This is a genomic window from Streptomyces sp. HUAS TT7 (genome assembly GCF_051550175.1).
Classification (GTDB): Bacteria; Actinomycetota; Actinomycetes; order Streptomycetales; family Streptomycetaceae; genus Streptomyces.
Window position 1 is genome coordinate 2,692,819 of the sequence record NZ_CP196175.1, and the last position, 16,946, is coordinate 2,709,764.

Consider the following 16,946-nt stretch of genomic DNA (forward strand, 5'->3'; position numbering starts at 1 on the left):
CGGCGGGTGCGCCGGCGGAGCGATTGGACGACGGTCACTTCTCGACGCCGAGCGAGGCGTAGTCGTAGAAACCGTTGTTGTTGGTCGTCGTGTAGACGTTCGTGAGCCGGGAGCTGCGCCACTTGACGTTCTTCTCGAAGACGAACGGCAGGTAGACAGCGTGCTCGGAGACCTTCTGGTTGATCTGCTTGTAGAGCCCGGCAGCCTCTTCGGGGGTGTTGGCCGCGATGGCCTGGTCGAAGAGCGTGTCGATCGACGGGTCCTTCAGCATCGAGTAGTTGTTGTTGCCGTTCGGCAGGATGAGCTTGGAGTTGACCAGCGGGAGCAGGTAGCCCTGGCCGGACGCGAAGTCCGGGCCCCAGCCCATGATGATGATTCCGTAGTTCTTCTTCTTGACGACCTCGGGGTTGCCGATGATGCCGGTCGTCTGCGAGCCGTCGTACTGGTCGATGTCGGCCTTGATGTTGACCTTCGCCAGCGCGGCCTGCATCGACTGGGCGGTGGCGACCTCGGCCGGCTTGTTGTTGCGGACCGCGATGGTGGTCGAGAAGCCGCCCGGCTTGCCGCAGGCCGCGAGCTCTTCCTTGGCCTTGGCGACGTTCGGGGCGCCGTCGTTCTGCGTCACGCCGTACGGGTCGTACTTCGGGTCCGAGCCGCTGATGATGGGCGGCAGCATGTTGGTGGCGATGTCACCGCCGGCCTGCGGGCCGCCGCGGGCGGTCTGCAGCGACTTGTGGTCGGAGCCGTAGATGACGGCCTTGCGGCAGTGCTCGTTGTCGAACGGGGCCACCGTCTGCGGGAAGACCGCGTAACGGATGTAGCCGGTGTTCGGGTTGTCGACGTTGCCCTTGTACTGCTGGAGCGCCTTGGTGCGGCCGGCCGGGCTGAGGCCGGTGCCGTTGAGGTCGACGTCGTAGTCACCGTTGATGAGGCGGCTGTCCATGTCGTCGGCGCTGGTCAGCAGGGTGAGGCTGATCTTGTCCGGCAGGGCCTTGCGGACGTCGTCCGTCTTCTGGTCCCAGTTCTCGTTGCGGACCAGGACCATCGACTTGTTGGGCTCGTAGGACTGCCACTTGTACGGGCCGAGCGAGAAGGGCTTCAGGCCGTACTTCGACTGGGTGTCCTTGTCCTGGCGGACCGGGGAGCCCGTGGGCATGGCCAGCATCTGCTGGAAGTCGACGTTGGGCGCCGGCAGCTTGAAGACGATGGTCTTGTCGTCGGGCGTCTCGATCGCGGACAGGCCCAGCTTGTCCGCCGAGGTGTCCTTGTAGGGACCCTTGTAGTCGCCCTTGGGGTCGAGGACGTCCTTCAGGTAGACGGGGCCACCGGAGATGACGTCCTGCGCCCAGATGCGCTCGATGCCGTACTTGACGTCCTTGGAGGTGACGGGCTTGCCGTCCTCCCACTTGACGCCGTCCTTCAGGTGGTACGTGTACGTCTTCTTGTCCGCCGAGACGTCCGCGAGACCGGTCGCGATGTCCGGGACGAGCGTCTCGCTCTCCTTGCCCGGGGCGGGCTTGTAGGTGATCAGCGTGCGCGTGTAGTAGCGCGCGTAGTCCCACATGAAGCCGTAGTAACCGCGCTGCGGGTCCCACGAGTCGGCGTCCTGGGTGCCGACGAACTTGAGCTCCCCGCCCTTCTTCGTCGACGCGTTCGCGAGCTTGCTGTTGGCGGCGTTGAAGCCGGGGCCCTTGCCCTTGCCGGTGCTGTCGCCGCCCCCGCCGCAGGCCGCGGTGGACAGCAGAGCCGCAACGACGATGGCCGCGCCGGCGACCGTCTTTCGTCTTGATGAACCTGGGGTTGTCACGATCTCGCTTCCTCCGTAGTGGGCGTCTTGGGTGTCGCGGCCCGTGCGGTGCGCCGGGCCGGAGTCTTCGAATTCCCGCATCAGCGGGTGCCCTTCGGGTCGAAGGCGTCGCGGACGCCGTCGCCGAAGAGGTTGAACGCCATCACGGTGATGAAGATCGCCAGACCCGGGATGATCATGAACATCGGATCGGACTGGTACGTCGCGATCGCCGTCGACAGCATCTGCCCCCAGGAGGCCGTGGGCGGCTTGACGCCCGCTCCCAGGAAGCTGAGCGCCGCTTCGGTGAGGATGTTCGTCGGGATCATCAGCGTCATGTAGACGGTGATCGGCGCGATCAGGTTGGGCAGCAGCTCCTTGAACAGGATGTAGCCGCGGCCCGCGCCCAGGCTGCGCGCCGCCTCGACGTACTCGCGCTCGCGCAGCGACAGCGTCTGGCCGCGCACGATGCGCCCGACGTACGGCCATCCGAAGAAACCGATGACCAGGATCATCACGAGCAGCCGGACCCCGGTGCCGCTGAGCCCGAAGAGCCGGGTGGGGACCACGGAGATCAGCGCGATGATGAAGAGCAGCTGCGGGAAGGAGAGCAGCATGTCCATCACGCGGCTGATGATCGCGTCGAGCCAGCCGCCGAAGTAGCCGGCGATCACGCCGAGTACGGTGCCGACGAGCACCGCGAAGACGGCTGCGAGGAAGCCCACGAGCAGCGAGATCCGCGCGCCGTAGACGATCCGGCTGAACACGTCGCGGCCGTTGACCGGCTCAACTCCCAGCAGGAAGTGCGAGTTGATGCCGCCCCAGCTGCCGATCGGCGTGGAGAGCAGCGGGTCGATCTGGTCCTCGTGGAAGTCGTCCGGCGGATGTCCGAACGCGTCGACGATCAGCGGCGCGAAGATCGCGACGAGGACCAGGAACACGACAACGATGCCACCGGTGAGGGCGAGCTTGTCCTTCTTCAGCCGGTTCCAGGCGATACGGCCCAGCGACCGCCCCTCGACCGCCCTGGTCTCGCCGCTGGGCGTGACACTGATGTCCGCGGTCGGGTCCGCGTCGGCGGGTGTGTCGTGCAATGGTGCCGTCATCGTGGCAAGGACCCCTCTCAACCGGCGGTGACCGGCCCGCACTTGCCGCTGTAGCGGCGCGTTCCCATCAGCAGTGCGAGCGGAGGGCGACACCAAGCAGCGGGTCGAGCTGCTCGCACAAGGGCCCGAACGGCCCTGCATGCCGGGAGTCTTCAATGGCCTCGCGATCACCCGCCAGACCTGGCGACGAAAGTATGCGCAACCGTGATGCGGAGAGGGGGTTTCCGTTATCCGGACGCGTGTGAACCAGGGGCGGACATGGGGAAGTTGGGGCGCATGCGGCGCCCGGGACTATTGCGGTCCTCGCCCCATCAGAACGGACATTCCCCTTTCGCGAGGGGGAAGTTGCCGGGGTCTGTCCCGGTTGGTGTGCCGGGCGAAGCCGGATTCAGTACGCGATTCAGTACGCGCGCGGGGCGGCCGGCGGGTAGCCGTACCCAGAGGTCCCGGGGGCCGGGGCGGCGTGCGCCTCGCGGTCGTAGAACGGCCGGGCATTGGCTTTCAGCCACATGCCGACCGGGTCGTACTCGTCGGACATCGCGACCGTGGACACCGCGAGCCCGTCCGGCACGGCGGCGACGGACTGCTGCATCATCGCCCGCACCGCGTCGACCGACTGCGGGCTCGTGTTGTAGAGGTCGAGCCCGATCGCGAGGTACGGGGTGCCGAGCGCGGGCTGCACCCAGGCGCGACGCAGCGAGCGGACCGCCGGGGTGCGATGCGCGTTCTGCGCGAGCAGGGCGTAGAACTGCGGGATCTCGACGGCCGGCTCCGAGAGCGTCAGCGGCCCGGCGGGCATCCGGTCCAGGCCCGTGGCGATCCGCCGCAGATCCGTCCAGGGGATGCCGACGCCGCCGCCGGGGGCGTGCGGATTGAGCCAGATCCCGTACCGGTCGGGGTAGAGGGCGCGGGCGACTTCGAGGGCACCGTTCACTTCGTGCGCCCGGTTCCAGCCACTGGCGGCGAGCTCCTGCGCGGAGGTGACACAGGGCGCGTACGCGACGCCGTCGACCTCCATGTTTCCGTACTGGGCGTCCGGAGAGCCCGGCCGGCCGTTCCACAGCAGCATCCAGACCTGGCCGGATGCGGGGTCGGCGAGGGCGTGGAGCAGCGCCTCGTACACGTCGTAGCGCCCGGGCGTCACCTGGCGCAGCATGTGCTCGACCTGCCCGGCCGCCGCGGTGCCTGACGCGCTCACCCTGGGTCCCGCCCCTCTTCGATCCACCGTGCCGACGCCTGCGCCGCCCCGCAGCCCCGGGCACACGCGTGCGGCTGCGGGGATGCAAGGGTCATGAAACCAGGTTAAGCCGCCGTACAGACACCGCCGCGACCCGGCGGTCGCTACTGGGCCCGCGAGTAGAACGGTCGCACCCGCTCGCGCATCCAGGTGGCGACCGGATCCTGGGTCACATCGAGCAGGACCAGGTTGACCGGCCAGCCGACCGGGACCCGGCCGAGCGCGCGGCCGAGCGCCTCCATGGGGGCGTTGCGGCCCGCCCCGTCCCAGGTGGAGAACTCCACGCCGATGAAGAGCGTGGGCGAATCCCCCTCGATGGAGGCGAGCGCACGGCGGGCGCTGAGCACCACGCCGGTCGCCTCGAACTCCTCGGAGGCCGCGCTCAGGAAGTCCACCGGGTCGTCCTGCCAGTCCGGCTCGAAGAGACGTACCCGGGCGCCGGACGCCGGTCCGTCGAGCGCGGTACGCCCGGTACGGCACAGCTCGGCCACGGCCGGCGGCGGCAGCGGCATCCCGACCGCGCCCTCGGGGTTGACCACGACGCCGAGCTGCGGCGGGAGCCCGCGGGCGAACTCGACGGCGGGCGCCACCGCGAACGACATGTGGGAGCCGACACACTGCAGGAACTGCTGCTCGGAGCTGTAGACGGGGACGTAGGGGGCGCCGTCGAGCTGCATGGTGGGCAGGTCGAGGTCGGCGCTTTCCTGGCTGCCGCCGTTGGGCAGCGGCACCCATACGACGCTGCGGCCGAGCACCTCTATGAGGCGGGGGCCCGCGTCGGGGTGGCCCAGCGCCGCCGCCAGTGTCTCTTCGAGCTCGTTGCCCGGCCAGCCTCCGCCGCCGTGCGGGTGCGCGAACGCCTGCTCCGGAAAGTTCATGTGCCGTCCTTCTCCCCCGACTGCTGTCGTGCCCCACGACCCTAGCGCCGCGGGTGCGGCCGGGGGAAAGGGTGCCGGGAAAGGGCCCGGCGCGCGCCGGGGCGCGCTGTCAGGGGGCGCTACTCGGAGAAGCCGATCCGGCGCAGCACGGTCGCCGACTCCCGGTCGAGCAGGACCGCGCCGGCGCAGCCGGTCGGCAGGCGTCCGGCCTCCACCTGGGCTATCAGGCGGCGGGCCGCGCCGCGGTGCCGGGCGAAGGCGTACTTCGACACCCAGCGGCCGCGGATCGCCTGGCCCTCCAGGGCGATGCCGGGCGGCACGTCGAGCACGACGAGGCGCAGCGCGCGCCCCCTGCGCCGGGCGCCCCGGCCCAGCCAGTGCCGCACCCACGCCTGCGTACCGCAGTCGTGCACGACGAGGCTGTCGCCGGAGCGCAGCGCCCACCAGGTCCTGGCGAAGTGCGCGGTCCGGGTCAGCGGGCGGTACAGGGCGTACGGGATGCCGGGAAGGCGGCGCTGCCAGGCGAGGCGGGTGTCCTGGGAATCGATGCGGCGGTCCGTGACAGTGCGGCGCATCAGCGTCGTCTTGCCGCTGCCGGGCAGGCCCGACACCACGACGACGTCGCCCGCGTCGAAGAGCAGCTCCGTCGGGGTGTGCTCGGGCCGCCCGCGCAGATCCCGCACCGCATCGCCCGCCGCGGGCCGCGCGTGGCGCACCGGCGCGGCCGCCTCCCGCACCTGGCCCGTGTTCCGTCCAACCGTCATGGCACTCCCCCCTGTTCGGGTCCCGCGACCCCTGCCCACGAAGTGTAAAGAGACGGTAATAGGTCACCGGCGATATGCCGCTTCCGGGATGCGTGCAATGATGTGCGCGCCAACTGCATACCGGCCGTTCGAATCCGCGCGGGAGAGTCCTCAGCAGCTGTGAGCTGGGGCGCCGAAGGAGCAAGTTCCTCCCTTGAATCTCTCAGGCCCCGTACCGCGCGGACGAGGCAGATCTGAAAAGCGGGCCGTCCCCTGCCGGGCGTCCCCACCCAAGGTGCAAGCCGTGACGCACAGCGCGTGCCGGTGAACCTCTCAGGTTCCGATGACAGATGGGGAGGATGTCCTCGACCGTCATGCCCCGGGACCTTGGAGCCACATCCATGAGCAACGCCCCCCGCCTCACTGCCCTCGACGCATTGCATCGTTCGCTGGGCGCCACGATGACCGACTTCGCGGGCTGGGACATGCCGCTGCGGTACGGGAGCGAGCGCGACGAGCACAACGCCGTACGGACCCGCGCCGGGCTCTTCGACCTGTCCCACATGGGCGAGATCACCGTCACCGGCCCCGAGGCCATGAAGGCGCTGAACTACGCGCTGGTCGGCAACATCGCCACCATCGGCCCCGGCCGCGCCCGGTACACGATGATCTGCCAGGAGGACGGCGGCATCGTCGACGACCTGATCGTCTACCGCCTGGGCGAGACCGAGGCCCCCGAATACATGGTCGTCGCCAACGCGGGCAACGCGCAGATCGTCCTCGACGCGATCACCGAGCGCGCGGCCGGCTTCGACGCCGAGGTCCGCGACGACCGCGACGCGTACGCGCTGATCGCCGTGCAGGGCCCCGAGTCCCCCGGCATCCTCAAGTCCGTCACGGACGCCGACCTGGACGGCCTGAAGTACTACGCGGGCCTGCCCGGCACCGTCGCCGGTGTCCCCGCTCTGATCGCCCGCACCGGCTACACCGGCGAGGACGGCTTCGAGCTGTTCGTCGCCCCGGAACACGCCGAGCAGCTGTGGCGCGCGCTGACCGAGGCCGGCCAGGACGCGGGTCTCGTGCCGTGCGGCCTGTCCTGCCGCGACACCCTGCGCCTGGAGGCGGGCATGCCGCTGTACGGGCACGAGCTGACCACCGCGCTCACCCCGTTCGACGCCGGGCTCGGCCGGGTCGTGAAGTTCGAGAAGGACGGCGACTTCGTGGGCCGTACGGCTCTGGAGGCCGCCGCCGAGAAGGCCGCCGCGAACCCGCCGCGCAAGCTGGTCGGCCTGATCGCCGAGGGCCGCCGGGTGCCGCGCGCCGGGTTCTCGGTCGTGGCGGACGGCGAGGTCGTCGGCGAGGTCACCTCCGGCGCCCCGTCGCCGACGCTCGGCAAGCCGATCGCCATCGCGTACGTGGACGCCGCGCACGCCGCGCCCGGCACCGCCGGCGTCGGCATCGACATCCGCGGGACGCACGAGGCGTACGAGGTCGTCGCGCTGCCCTTCTACAAGCGCGAGAAGTGACACCCGCCTCCCTGCGGCACCACCCCTCTCGTCTCGCTGTCCGAGACACTCTCCGAGACCCCGTCACCAGCACTCCCCCGCATACAGGAGAATTCAGGTCATGAGCAACCCGCAGCAGCTGCGCTACAGCAAGGAGCACGAGTGGCTGTCGAACGCCGAGGACGGCGTCTCGACGGTCGGCATCACGGAGCACGCGGCCAACGCGCTCGGTGACGTCGTGTACGTACAGCTTCCGAACGTGGGTGACACGGTGACCGCCGGCGAGACCTGCGGCGAACTGGAGTCCACCAAGTCGGTCAGCGACCTGTACTCCCCCGTCACCGGCGAGGTCGTCGCCGCGAACCAGGACGTCGTGGACGACCCGGCCCTGGTGAACTCCGCTCCGTTCGAGGGCGGCTGGCTGTTCAAGGTGAAGGTCACGGACGAGCCGGGCGACCTGCTCTCCGCCGACGAGTACACCGACTTCGCCAGCTGACCCAGAGACCACAGGGATAAGGGATACAGGGATCGTCTGATGTCGCTTCTGAACCAGCCCCTCCATGAGCTGGACCCGGACGTCGCCGCCGCCGTCGACGCCGAGCTCCACCGTCAGCAGTCCACCCTCGAAATGATCGCGTCGGAGAACTTCGCTCCGGTCGCGGTCATGGAGGCCCAGGGCTCGGTCCTCACCAACAAGTACGCCGAGGGCTACCCGGGCCGCCGCTACTACGGCGGCTGTGAGCACGTCGACGTGGTCGAGCAGATCGCGATCGACCGCATCAAGGCGCTCTTCGGCGCCGAGGCCGCCAACGTGCAGCCGCACTCGGGCGCCCAGGCGAACGCGGCCGCGATGTTCGCGCTGCTCAAGCCGGGCGACACGATCATGGGTCTGAACCTGGCCCACGGCGGCCACCTGACCCACGGCATGAAGATCAACTTCTCCGGCAAGCTCTACAACGTGGTCCCGTACCACGTCGACGAGACCGGCGAGGTCGACATGGCCGAGGTCGAGCGCCTGGCCAAGGAGTCGAAGCCGCAGCTGATCGTGGCCGGCTGGTCCGCCTACCCGCGCCAGCTGGACTTCGCCGCCTTCCGCCGCATCGCGGACGAGGTCGGCGCGTATCTGATGGTCGACATGGCCCACTTCGCGGGCCTGGTCGCCGCGGGTCTGCACCCCAACCCGGTGCCGCACGCCCACGTCGTGACCACCACCACGCACAAGACCCTCGGCGGTCCGCGCGGCGGTGTCATCCTGTCGACGCAGGAGCTCGCCAAGAAGATCAACTCGGCGGTCTTCCCCGGTCAGCAGGGCGGCCCCCTGGAGCACGTGATCGCGGCCAAGGCGGTCTCGTTCAAGGTCGCGGCGTCCCCGGAGTTCAAGGAGCGCCAGCAGCGCACCCTGGACGGTGCCCGGATCCTGGCCGAGCGCCTGGTCCAGGACGACGTCAAGGCCGTGGGCGTGGACGTGCTCACCGGCGGCACCGATGTGCACCTGGTCCTGGTGGACCTGCGCAACTCGGAGCTGGACGGCCAGCAGGCCGAGGACCGTCTCCACGAGGTCGGCATCACGGTCAACCGGAACGCCATCCCGAACGACCCGCGGCCGCCGATGGTCACCTCGGGTCTGCGGATCGGCACCCCGGCGCTCGCCACCCGCGGCTTCGGTGACGACGACTTCCGCGAGGTCGCCGACATCATCGCCGAGGCCCTGAAGCCGGACTTCGACAAGGACGCCCTGGCCGCCCGGGTGTCCGCTCTGGCCGCGAAGCACCCGCTGTACCCCGGCCTGAAGTAGTTTCGTACGCTTCAGTTCCCGGTTCATTTCGGGACGAAGCTCCGGGGCACCGCGCACACTGGTAGTGAGCGCGGTGCCCCATCCCATGCTGTCCCAGCTTTGCTCTGCACCACCCGGCAGACAACGGCGTCTACCAACCCCCAAGGAGTCCCCCGTGGCCATCTCGGTCTTCGACCTGTTCTCGATCGGCATCGGCCCGTCCAGCTCCCACACCGTCGGCCCGATGCGGGCGGCCCGGATGTTCGCCGCGCGCCTGAAGAACGAGGGCCTGATCGCCCACACCGTGCGGATACGGGCCGAGCTGTACGGCTCGCTCGGCGCCACCGGACACGGCCACGGCACGCCGAAGGCGGTGCTGCTCGGCCTGGAGGGCGCCTCCCCGCGCACGGTCGACGTCGAGACCGCCGACGACCGGGTGGAGCGGATCAAGGACTCGGGGCGGCTCAACGTGCTCGGCATGCACGAGATCGACTTCGCCTACGACGACGACCTGATCCTGCACCGCCGCAAGGCGCTGCCGTACCACGCCAACGGCATGACGGTCTTCGCGTACGACATCGACGGCGCGCTGATCCTGGAGAAGACGTACTACTCGGTCGGCGGCGGCTTCGTGGTGGACGAGGATGCCGTGGCCGGTGAGAACCCGATCGTGCCGGACGACACCGTTCTCAAGCACCCCTTCCGCACCGGCGACGAGCTGCTCCGGCTCGCCCAGGACACGGGTCTTTCGATCTCCGCGCTGATGCTGGAGAACGAGAAGGCCTGGCGCACCGAGGACGAGATCCGCTCCGGGCTGCTCGACATCTGGCGGGTCATGCAGGCCTGCGTCTCGCGCGGCATGTCCCGCGAGGGCATCCTGCCCGGCGGCCTCAAGGTCCGCCGCCGCGCCGCCACCACCGCCCGCCAGCTGCGCGCCGAGGGCAACCCCGAGGCGCACGCCATGGAGTGGGCGACGCTGTACGCGATGGCGGTCAACGAGGAGAACGCGGCGGGCGGCCGGGTCGTGACCGCGCCCACCAACGGCGCCGCGGGCATCATCCCGGCGGTGCTGCACTACTACATGAACTTCGTGCCCGGCGCCGACGAGGACGGCATCGTCCGCTTCCTGCTGGCCGCCGGTGCGATCGGCATGCTGTTCAAGGAGAACGCGTCGATCTCCGGCGCCGAGGTCGGCTGCCAGGGCGAGGTCGGCTCCGCCTGCTCGATGGCGGCGGGCGCGCTCGCCGAGGTCCTGGGCGGCACCCCCGAGCAGGTCGAGAACGCGGCCGAGATCGGCATGGAGCACAACCTGGGTCTGACCTGCGACCCGGTCGGCGGCCTCGTCCAGATCCCGTGCATCGAGCGCAACGGCATGGCCGCCGTGAAGGCCGTCACCGCGGCCAAGATGGCGATGCGCGGCGACGGCAGCCACAAGGTGTCCCTGGACAAGGTCATCAAGACGATGAAGGAGACGGGGGCCGACATGAGCGTCAAGTACAAGGAGACGGCCCGCGGCGGCCTCGCCGTCAACATCATCGAATGCTGAGCGCCTAGAAGCTGTGCGCGGCCGGGCGCTCCTTGGGCGCCGCCGCCAGGGCCTCGGTGACCTCCGCGACGTTGCCCCGCAGTCCGTAGACCGGGGTCGCGGGCTGCTGGCGCCAGGAGTCGTCGATGCCGCCCGCGTCCACGGTGTCGAAGCCCAGCTCGTCGACGAGTTCGCGGACCAGCTGCTTGGCGGCCGCGTCGTCTCCGGCCACCGGAAGGGCGATCCGCTCGGGGTCGCCCTGCGGGCGCGGCCGCTCAAGGAGGTCCTGTGCGTACGTGCCGTTGAAGGCCTTGATCACCGGGTGGCCGATGTGCTGCTCGGTCCAGCGGCTCTCGGTCAGGCCGTCCTCGATCGCGTCGATCCGGCCGTCGCGCTCCTTCGGGTAGTAGTTCCCGGTGTCGATGACGACGAGGCCGTCGGCCGCGCCATCGAGGAAGCCCTTGGGCAGGTCGGGGACGCGCTTGAGCGGGATGGTGACCACGACGACCTGTGCGCCCTTGGCGGCCTCGGCGACGGTGACCGGGGTCGCGCCGGTCTCCTCGGCGAGGGCGGAAAGGGTCCCCGGGCCGCGGGAGTTGGCGACGGAAACCTCGTGGCCGAGCGCGGTGAGGCGGCGGGTCAGGTTGCCGCCGATGTTGCCCGCGCCGATGATGCCGATCTTCATGAGCTGGCCTTCCGGAGATGGTGCCGTGTTGGCACGCTCCGGGGAACTTGCGCGCCCGGGGAGTTATTCCGGGCCGGCCCCGACGGCGTACCGCGCGAGCGGGAGTACGCCACCGGGGCCGATCGGCGTCACTTGTTCAGCGAGGCCCAGAACTCCTCGAAGGAGAGCTTGCCGTCGCCGTTGGCGTCCTTGGCCTTGATGATGGCCTGGGCCACCGTCTCGGTGACGTGGAAGTCGCCCAGCTGCGCCATGACCGCCTTGTACTCGCTCGCGGTGACGCGTCCGTCGCCGTCGATGTCGAGCTTCGCGAACGCCTTGCGCGCCTCTTCGATGTCCGCCACTGGGTCCACCCCTTTGTTGGTGCCTACTGCTTGATGCGTTTCTGACGCGGGTCAGATTAGCTGCCGACGTGGGCGCGCAGTGCGGCGGCCAGCCATTGGAAGGCGGCGGCCGCGCTCGGCGGCTGCTCGTACCCGTTGATGACGGCGAGCAGCTGGAAATAGCGCTCGACGCGCAGGTCCGGGCTGACGCCGATCCGCTCCAGGAGGGCGGCCCGGCCCGCGCCCGCTCCGAGGAGCTCGGTGAGAAGGGCGTCGGCCTCGGGGCTTTCGGGCGCGACTCCGCGCTCCTGGGCCCCGCCCGCGAGCAGGGCGACCCTCTTCGCGAAGGCGAGGTAGGCCTGCGGTTCGCGCGAGCGCTCCCGGAAGCTCTCGGAGTTGGTCTCGGCGATCCGCCGCATCAGCGCCCGGAAGGCCTCGTCCTCGACGAGTTCGGCCAGCTCGATCCAGGCGTCGACCTGGAGCGGGGTGGGGTCGTCGGGCAGCTCGGCGGCCACCCCGCGGACCCGGGCGTGGAAGTGCGGGTTGGTGTCGTCGAGGCCGGCGAACACCTCGTCGGTGAAGTCGTCGATGATCTGCTTGCGCTCGCGCGCGGAGAGCCTGGCCAGCTTGTTCATGAGGGTCGTCTCCTCCGTGTCGGACTGCCGTCGGGCGATGGTCGACAGGACGGCCCGGCTGACCCGGAGCGCCCGGATCTGGGCGTCGAGCGCCGCGACATGGGCCGCGGCGACCTCGGCGACCGTGATCTCCCGGGCGAGCACACGGCGTACGTCGTCCAGGGAGAGCCCCAGTTCGCGCAGGGTGCGCACCAGCTCCAGGCGGGCCACGCTCTCGGCGTCGTACAGCCGGTAGCCGCCGTGGGAGCGGCCGACTGGAGGCAGGGCGCCGATGTCGGACCAGTACCGGATGGTGCGCACGGGCAGTCCGGTACGGCGGGCGAGCTGCCCGATGGTGAAGGTTTCCGGGCCGTCGTCGATCATGTTGTCGAGTGTCCGGTTTCCAGTGGGTGGAGACTCAAGGCCTCTGGACGGAAAGGAACGGGGAATCTCATGGATGGCACGCTCGGCGACATTCTGGCGGCCGCGGCGATGGGGCGGTTCCCGCCGGCCGACGGCGGTACGACGGTGGTGGCGCAGCCGGGGCCGCGCGACGCGGGCGTGCTGGCGTTCACGGCGCACTCGGTGATCTTCCTGGACGAGGACGAGGACTGGCTCCGGGCCACGCTGGCCGCGACGAGGGCCGACCCGCTCGGCGCGTCGATGAACCCCGGGTTCCTGGCCGCCCTGATGGCGCGCACCGGCCGCTCGATGAACTGCGTCGACCTGCTGACCTGCGCCCCCGCCCTGCCGGGCGAGCCGCCGCTGGCGCTGACCGAGATCGAGGACCCGGAGCACCCGAGGGTGGAGCGGGCCCTGAAGTACCGGGACGACGTACGGGTCTGGGCGGCGGACGGCGGCGTCCTGATACTCGGCCGGGGCGTCGCGGGCCGCTGGGAGGCCGCCGTCGAGGTCGACGAGTCCGCGCGCGGCCTGGGCCTCGGCGTCCAACTCGCCCTGGCCGCACGGCACCTGGTGCCCGAACCGGTGCTCTGGGCGCAGCAGTCGCCGGGCAACGCGCGCAGCGTACGCACCTTCCAGGCGGCGGGTTTCCGGCCGGTCGGCTCGGAGGCGCTGCTCATCGCGCACTGAGTGAGCGGCTCATGACCCTGACTGTTCGCACCATCGAAAGGACGGTTTTCCGCCCCACAAAGAGAAGTTCGCGCCAACTTCACATCGCCGCTTGATCACGCTCCGCACTTGCCGGATAACTTCTTGCCGTCGCCGCCACACCGGGAGCACAGGGCACCCAGGGACTAGCGGCGCTGGGGCGTTACAGCTGTGACCACCACAACTGCAGCATTCACCGTGCAGCCCTTCACACGAAATTGCCACCACGCCCTCTCCACGAAGGGCGGCGGCCTGCACGCCTCCCGCGATCAGGCCTGCGCCGTGGTGCGCCCGGAAGGAATCGCCGCATGACCCCCGAGCCCGTACTCGACTTCCCGCTCTCGCGCCGCGGCGACGTGCTGCCCGAGGAGTGCGCCTGGCTGCGCGAGAAGCGGCCGGTGGCCCGGGTGCGCACGCTCACCGGCGACCACGCCTGGCTGGTGAGCAGTCACGCGCTGGCCAACCAGGTGCTGGAGGACGCGCGGTTCAGCCTCAAGGACACGGCGAAGGCCGGGGTGCCGCGGCAGTACGCGCCGACGGTCCCGCCCGAGGTCGTCAACAACATGGGCCGCATCAACAGCGGCGGCCTGTGCACCGCCGTGATGAAGTCCCTCAGCCCGCACGCCGACGGGCTCGCCGATCAACTCCGGCTTCGGGCAGTCGAGTTCATCGACGCACTGCTCATCGAGGGCCCGCCGGCCGACCTCCGGGCGGGGTTCGCCGACCCTTTCTCGGCGGCGCTGCACTGCCAGGTGATCGGAGTGCCGTTCGCGGACTGGCGCCGGCTCATGTCCGGCCTGGACACCGCCTTCATGACCAGCGCGCACGGCTTCGAGGGCGCCGGGCTCAACTGGTACAAGGACCTCGGGTACATGGTGGAGCGCCTCGACGCGCCCGGCCTGGATCCCGAGAGCCTGCTCGGCCGGCTCGCGGCGCTGCGCGAGGACCGGGAGTCCGCGCACCTCACCGACGAGATGCTGGCCGCGGTCGCGGTGTCCCTGTTCGGCACGGGCGCGGTCTCCACCTCCGCGTTCCTGACCCTCGCGATCCTGGCCCTGCTCCAGCACCCCGAGCTGATCGGTTACCTGCGCGAGCATCCCGAGCGCATGGGCCGGGCCGTGGAGGAGCTGCTCCGCTGGAACCTGTCGGTCGGCGACGGGCTGCCCCGGCTCGCCCTGGAGGACGTACAGGTGGGTGAAGTCCTCGTCAAAAAGGGTGAGTTGGTGCTCGTCCTGGTCGAGGGCGCCAACTTCGACCCGGAGGTCTTCACCGACCCCCAGCGCCTCGACCTCGGCCGGGAGCACAACCCGCATCTCTCCTTCGGCGCCGGGCGGCACTCCTGCCCGGCCACGGGGATCGGCCGGCTGCACGCCGAGACGGCGCTCTCGGTCCTGGTGGACCGGATGCCGGGGCTGCGCCTCGCGGTGCCGGCCGAACAGCTGGTGTGGCGTACGGGCTTCATCAAGCGCCTGCCGGAGCGGCTGCCCGTGCTGTGGTGACACGGCGGTGCCCCGGGGCCGGCGGACCCCGGGGCACCCACCCCCGCTCGCGCTGCCGCTCAGCGGAAGATGCCGGTGTGGCCGAGCGAGTACCGGCCGGGCTGCGGGTAGACGGCGAGGCCGTGCGGGCCCGAGCCGACCGGAATGCGAGCCAGCTCCTTGCCGGTGGCGGTGTCGATGGCGTACACCTCGGAGTTGTAGCGGCCGGACAGCCAGAGCACCTTGCCGTCGGCGGAGACGCCGCCCATGTCGGGGCTGCCGCCGTCCGGCAGCTCCCATTTCTTGGTGAGCTTGTTCTTGGTGAAGTCGAAGATGGAGATGGTGCCCTCGCCCCGGTTGGAGATGTACATCTCCTTGGAGTCGCGGCTGATGTAGAGGCCGTGGCAGCCCTTGCCGGTGGGCAGCAGGTTCGGCGTGGTGAACCTGTCGCCGTCCAGGACCCACATGCCGTGCGCCATCATGTCGGCGATGTAGAAGGTCTTGCCGTCCGGGGACATCTTCACGTCCTGCGGCATCGCCCCGTCGAAGGGCAGCTTCTGGTGGGCGATGACCTCCATCTTCTCGGTGTCGACCTTGAGCAGCTCGCCGGAGAACTCGCAGGAGACGATGAAGTACCGCCCGTCCATGGAGAAGTCGGCGTGGTTGACGCCCGCGCAGGTCACCGGGACGGTCTTGACCCGGTTCATGGTGACCGGGTCGCGGAAGACGAGCTCGCGGTCCTTCGAGGCCATCACGACGGCGTACTTGCCGTTCGGCGTGAAGTAGAGGTTGTACGGGTCCGAGACCTGGACGGTGCGCCCGGTCCTGCCGGTCGCCGGATCGATGGCGGTGAGCGAGTCGCCGAGGTCGTTGTTGACCCAGAGCGTCTTCATGTCCCAGGACGGCACGACGTGCTGCGGCTGGTGGCCGACCGGGATCGTCTCGATGACCTTGTACGTGGCCGGGTCGATCACGGACACCGTGTTGGAGTTGGTGTTGGGCACGTACACGCGCGGCAGGAAGTTCTTGACGGTCGGCTGGAGGGCGTTCGGCCGGTCCGCGGCATAGGCGTCCTTCGGGTCCAGGACGGGCGGCATCCCGGGCAGGCCCTGAGGCACGGCCTTCTTGGCGACCGCGGGCGGGACCGCCTCCTTGGTGCCGATCGCCTCGTCCTTGTGGTCGGCACCCGATCCGCAGCCGGCCAGCGCCGCTAGCAGGGCTGCCGAGAGCAGCACGGTGATCCTCTTCGTTACGGCCTTCGTTGCGGTCGGCATCAGGTCAGCAGCTCCGTGGTCGTGACCGCGCGCAGTCGGCGGCGTTCCAGTTCGGCGAGTAGGGCGGGCAGCGCGGCGACCGTGTCCGCATAGCCGAAGTGCAGGCTCACCACCGATCCGTTGCGGATCTGCCCGGTGACGTTGTGGGTCACGGCCGAGGCGCCGGGCGAGGTGAAGTCGAGCGAGTCGACGTCGTACGACAGGACGTGCGGGTACCCCGCCTTGCGGGCCAGTCTCTGAACGAGCGGTGTCGCGTACTGGGCGCGGGAGGGCCGGAACCACGTACCGATGGAGCCGGTGAGCCGGCGCAGCCGGTCCGCGCAGCCGGTGATCTCGGCGTACGCCTCCGCCTCGCCCAGGGCGCCGATGTCGATGTGGTGCTGGGTGTGGTTGCCCAGCTCGTGGCCGCCGTCGAGGATGCGGCGGGCCATCGCGGGCTGCTCGTCGAGCCAGCTGCCGACGGCGAGGACGGTGACTTTGGCACCGGCCTTCTCGGCCTCACCGAGCAGAGTCGTGGCGATCTTGGGATCACCCTGGCCATGGAAGGTGAGCGCGACCTGCGGGCGGGTCCGGGGGCCGCTGCTGATCTGGACCGGCTGCCCGGGAAAGGCGCGGGGAGCCGGTGCGGGGCGGGGGGCCTTGGGGCGGGCGGGGGCGGCGACCGCCGCGGAGGCGGACGGCTGGGGCTTCGGAGAGTCGGCCGGCTGCTCGCCCGCCTTGTCGTCCGAACAGCCTGCCGTGAACGCCCCCACGATGGCCGCGCCCGCCCCGGCCCGCAGGGCGCTGCGGCGGTCGACCGCACGGGGTGATGGATTCGGCACATGGACATTTAAGTAGGGCGAGGGGCGGTTGGTAACGATTGACCCATTTCAGGACCTCTGCGGGTCGCGCCCGACCGAAGCCGATCAAAG

General features: G+C 70.1%; 15 protein-coding genes, 1 pseudogene and 1 riboswitch. Of the genes and pseudogenes, 6 read left to right on the plus strand and 10 right to left on the minus strand.

The features are described 5' to 3' along the window. Positions 1–34: 34 nt before the first annotated feature. From ACSHXC_RS11910 to ACSHXC_RS11930, 5 genes are all read right to left on the minus strand, one after another. Positions 35–1,807: an ABC transporter substrate-binding protein gene (locus ACSHXC_RS11910; RefSeq protein WP_438296541.1), complete on the minus strand. Its 1,773-nt coding sequence runs from the start codon at positions 1,805–1,807 to the stop codon at positions 35–37. Between the two features lie 80 nt (positions 1,808–1,887). Beyond that, positions 1,888–2,892 carry an ABC transporter permease gene (locus ACSHXC_RS11915; RefSeq protein WP_438291554.1) on the minus strand — a complete coding sequence of 335 codons (1,005 nt, stop codon included), beginning with the start codon at positions 2,890–2,892 and terminating at the stop codon, positions 1,888–1,890. A 400-nt stretch (positions 2,893–3,292) separates the two neighbouring features. Then, on the minus strand, positions 3,293–4,090 hold the full coding sequence (locus tag ACSHXC_RS11920; RefSeq protein ID WP_438291555.1) for an enhanced serine sensitivity protein SseB C-terminal domain-containing protein: 798 nt from the start codon (positions 4,088–4,090) through the stop codon (positions 3,293–3,295). Positions 4,091–4,233: 143 nt separating this feature from the next. Further along, positions 4,234–5,007, minus strand: coding sequence for an enhanced serine sensitivity protein SseB (locus ACSHXC_RS11925; protein ID WP_438291556.1), 774 nt, complete (start codon positions 5,005–5,007; stop codon positions 4,234–4,236). 119 nt (positions 5,008–5,126) lie between these two features. Next, complete coding sequence (locus ACSHXC_RS11930) at positions 5,127–5,771, minus strand: AAA family ATPase (protein ID WP_438291557.1); 645 nt, start codon at positions 5,769–5,771, stop codon at positions 5,127–5,129. A gap of 129 nt (positions 5,772–5,900) precedes the next feature. Further along, a riboswitch (glycine riboswitch) is annotated at positions 5,901–5,998 on the plus strand. A 153-nt stretch (positions 5,999–6,151) separates the two neighbouring features. On the opposite strand from ACSHXC_RS11930, the gene gcvT reads away from it, so the two are divergent. The 4 genes from gcvT (at position 6,152) to ACSHXC_RS11950 (ending at position 10,575) form a co-directional block, all read left to right on the plus strand. After that, positions 6,152–7,276, plus strand: a complete 1,125-nt coding sequence (gene gcvT / locus ACSHXC_RS11935; protein ID WP_438291558.1) for a glycine cleavage system aminomethyltransferase GcvT — start codon at positions 6,152–6,154, stop codon at positions 7,274–7,276. Positions 7,277–7,376: 100 nt separating this feature from the next. Continuing rightward, entirely contained in the window at positions 7,377–7,751 is a 375-nt protein-coding gene (gene gcvH, locus ACSHXC_RS11940; RefSeq protein ID WP_438291559.1) for a glycine cleavage system protein GcvH, read from the plus strand. Between the two features lie 39 nt (positions 7,752–7,790). Continuing rightward, positions 7,791–9,050, plus strand: coding sequence for a serine hydroxymethyltransferase (gene glyA, locus ACSHXC_RS11945; RefSeq protein WP_189963874.1), 1,260 nt, complete (start codon positions 7,791–7,793; stop codon positions 9,048–9,050). 154 nt (positions 9,051–9,204) lie between these two features. Next, positions 9,205–10,575: an L-serine ammonia-lyase gene (locus ACSHXC_RS11950; protein WP_386006986.1), complete on the plus strand. Its 1,371-nt coding sequence runs from the start codon at positions 9,205–9,207 to the stop codon at positions 10,573–10,575. A 4-nt stretch (positions 10,576–10,579) separates the two neighbouring features. On the opposite strand, the pseudogene ACSHXC_RS11955 reads toward ACSHXC_RS11950, so the two are convergent. The 3 genes and pseudogenes from ACSHXC_RS11955 to ACSHXC_RS11965 all read right to left on the minus strand — a co-directional run. Then, positions 10,580–11,245: pseudogene (locus tag ACSHXC_RS11955) on the minus strand (NADPH-dependent F420 reductase); the annotation flags it as partial. Positions 11,246–11,367: 122 nt separating this feature from the next. Then, complete coding sequence (locus ACSHXC_RS11960) at positions 11,368–11,580, minus strand: EF-hand domain-containing protein (RefSeq protein ID WP_053726211.1); 213 nt, start codon at positions 11,578–11,580, stop codon at positions 11,368–11,370. 56 nt (positions 11,581–11,636) lie between these two features. After that, complete coding sequence (locus ACSHXC_RS11965; RefSeq protein WP_438291560.1) at positions 11,637–12,557, minus strand: MerR family transcriptional regulator; 921 nt, start codon at positions 12,555–12,557, stop codon at positions 11,637–11,639. Between the two features lie 69 nt (positions 12,558–12,626). On the opposite strand from ACSHXC_RS11965, the gene ACSHXC_RS11970 reads away from it, so the two are divergent. Both ACSHXC_RS11970 and ACSHXC_RS11975 read left to right on the plus strand, forming a co-directional pair. Continuing rightward, positions 12,627–13,265: a GNAT family N-acetyltransferase gene (locus ACSHXC_RS11970; protein WP_438291562.1), complete on the plus strand. Its 639-nt coding sequence runs from the start codon at positions 12,627–12,629 to the stop codon at positions 13,263–13,265. 326 nt (positions 13,266–13,591) lie between these two features. Beyond that, the gene (locus tag ACSHXC_RS11975) at positions 13,592–14,782 is read left to right on the plus strand and encodes a cytochrome P450 (protein ID WP_438291563.1); all 1,191 of its coding nucleotides are present in this window, start codon (positions 13,592–13,594) and stop codon (positions 14,780–14,782) included. Between the two features lie 59 nt (positions 14,783–14,841). Here the strand turns inward: ACSHXC_RS11975 and ACSHXC_RS11980 are convergent, their stop codons facing one another. Both ACSHXC_RS11980 and ACSHXC_RS11985 read right to left on the minus strand, forming a co-directional pair. Next, the gene (locus ACSHXC_RS11980; protein ID WP_438291564.1) at positions 14,842–16,035 is read right to left on the minus strand and encodes a YncE family protein; all 1,194 of its coding nucleotides are present in this window, start codon (positions 16,033–16,035) and stop codon (positions 14,842–14,844) included. Further along, positions 16,035–16,856, minus strand: coding sequence for a polysaccharide deacetylase family protein (locus ACSHXC_RS11985; protein ID WP_438291565.1), 822 nt, complete (start codon positions 16,854–16,856; stop codon positions 16,035–16,037). Before ACSHXC_RS11985 ends, ACSHXC_RS11980 begins: the two co-directional genes overlap by 1 nt. Positions 16,857–16,946 lie beyond the last annotated feature (90 nt).

What these genes read in the sequence shown, in the direction of transcription:
- ACSHXC_RS11915 (WP_438291554.1), bottom strand. Translation starts at nt 2,892, where the DNA reads ATGACGGCACCATTGCACGACACACCCGCCGACGCGGACCCGACCGCG.
- ACSHXC_RS11925 (WP_438291556.1), bottom strand. Translation starts at nt 5,007, where the DNA reads ATGAACTTTCCGGAGCAGGCGTTCGCGCACCCGCACGGCGGCGGAGGC.
- ACSHXC_RS11930 (WP_438291557.1), bottom strand. Translation starts at nt 5,771, where the DNA reads ATGACGGTTGGACGGAACACGGGCCAGGTGCGGGAGGCGGCCGCGCCG.
- gcvT (WP_438291558.1), top strand. Translation starts at nt 6,152, where the DNA reads ATGAGCAACGCCCCCCGCCTCACTGCCCTCGACGCATTGCATCGTTCG.
- gcvH (WP_438291559.1), top strand. Translation starts at nt 7,377, where the DNA reads ATGAGCAACCCGCAGCAGCTGCGCTACAGCAAGGAGCACGAGTGGCTG.
- glyA (WP_189963874.1), top strand. Translation starts at nt 7,791, where the DNA reads ATGTCGCTTCTGAACCAGCCCCTCCATGAGCTGGACCCGGACGTCGCC.
- ACSHXC_RS11965 (WP_438291560.1), bottom strand. Translation starts at nt 12,557, where the DNA reads ATGATCGACGACGGCCCGGAAACCTTCACCATCGGGCAGCTCGCCCGC.
- ACSHXC_RS11970 (WP_438291562.1), top strand. Translation starts at nt 12,627, where the DNA reads ATGGATGGCACGCTCGGCGACATTCTGGCGGCCGCGGCGATGGGGCGG.
- ACSHXC_RS11975 (WP_438291563.1), top strand. Translation starts at nt 13,592, where the DNA reads ATGACCCCCGAGCCCGTACTCGACTTCCCGCTCTCGCGCCGCGGCGAC.
- ACSHXC_RS11980 (WP_438291564.1), bottom strand. Translation starts at nt 16,035, where the DNA reads ATGCCGACCGCAACGAAGGCCGTAACGAAGAGGATCACCGTGCTGCTC.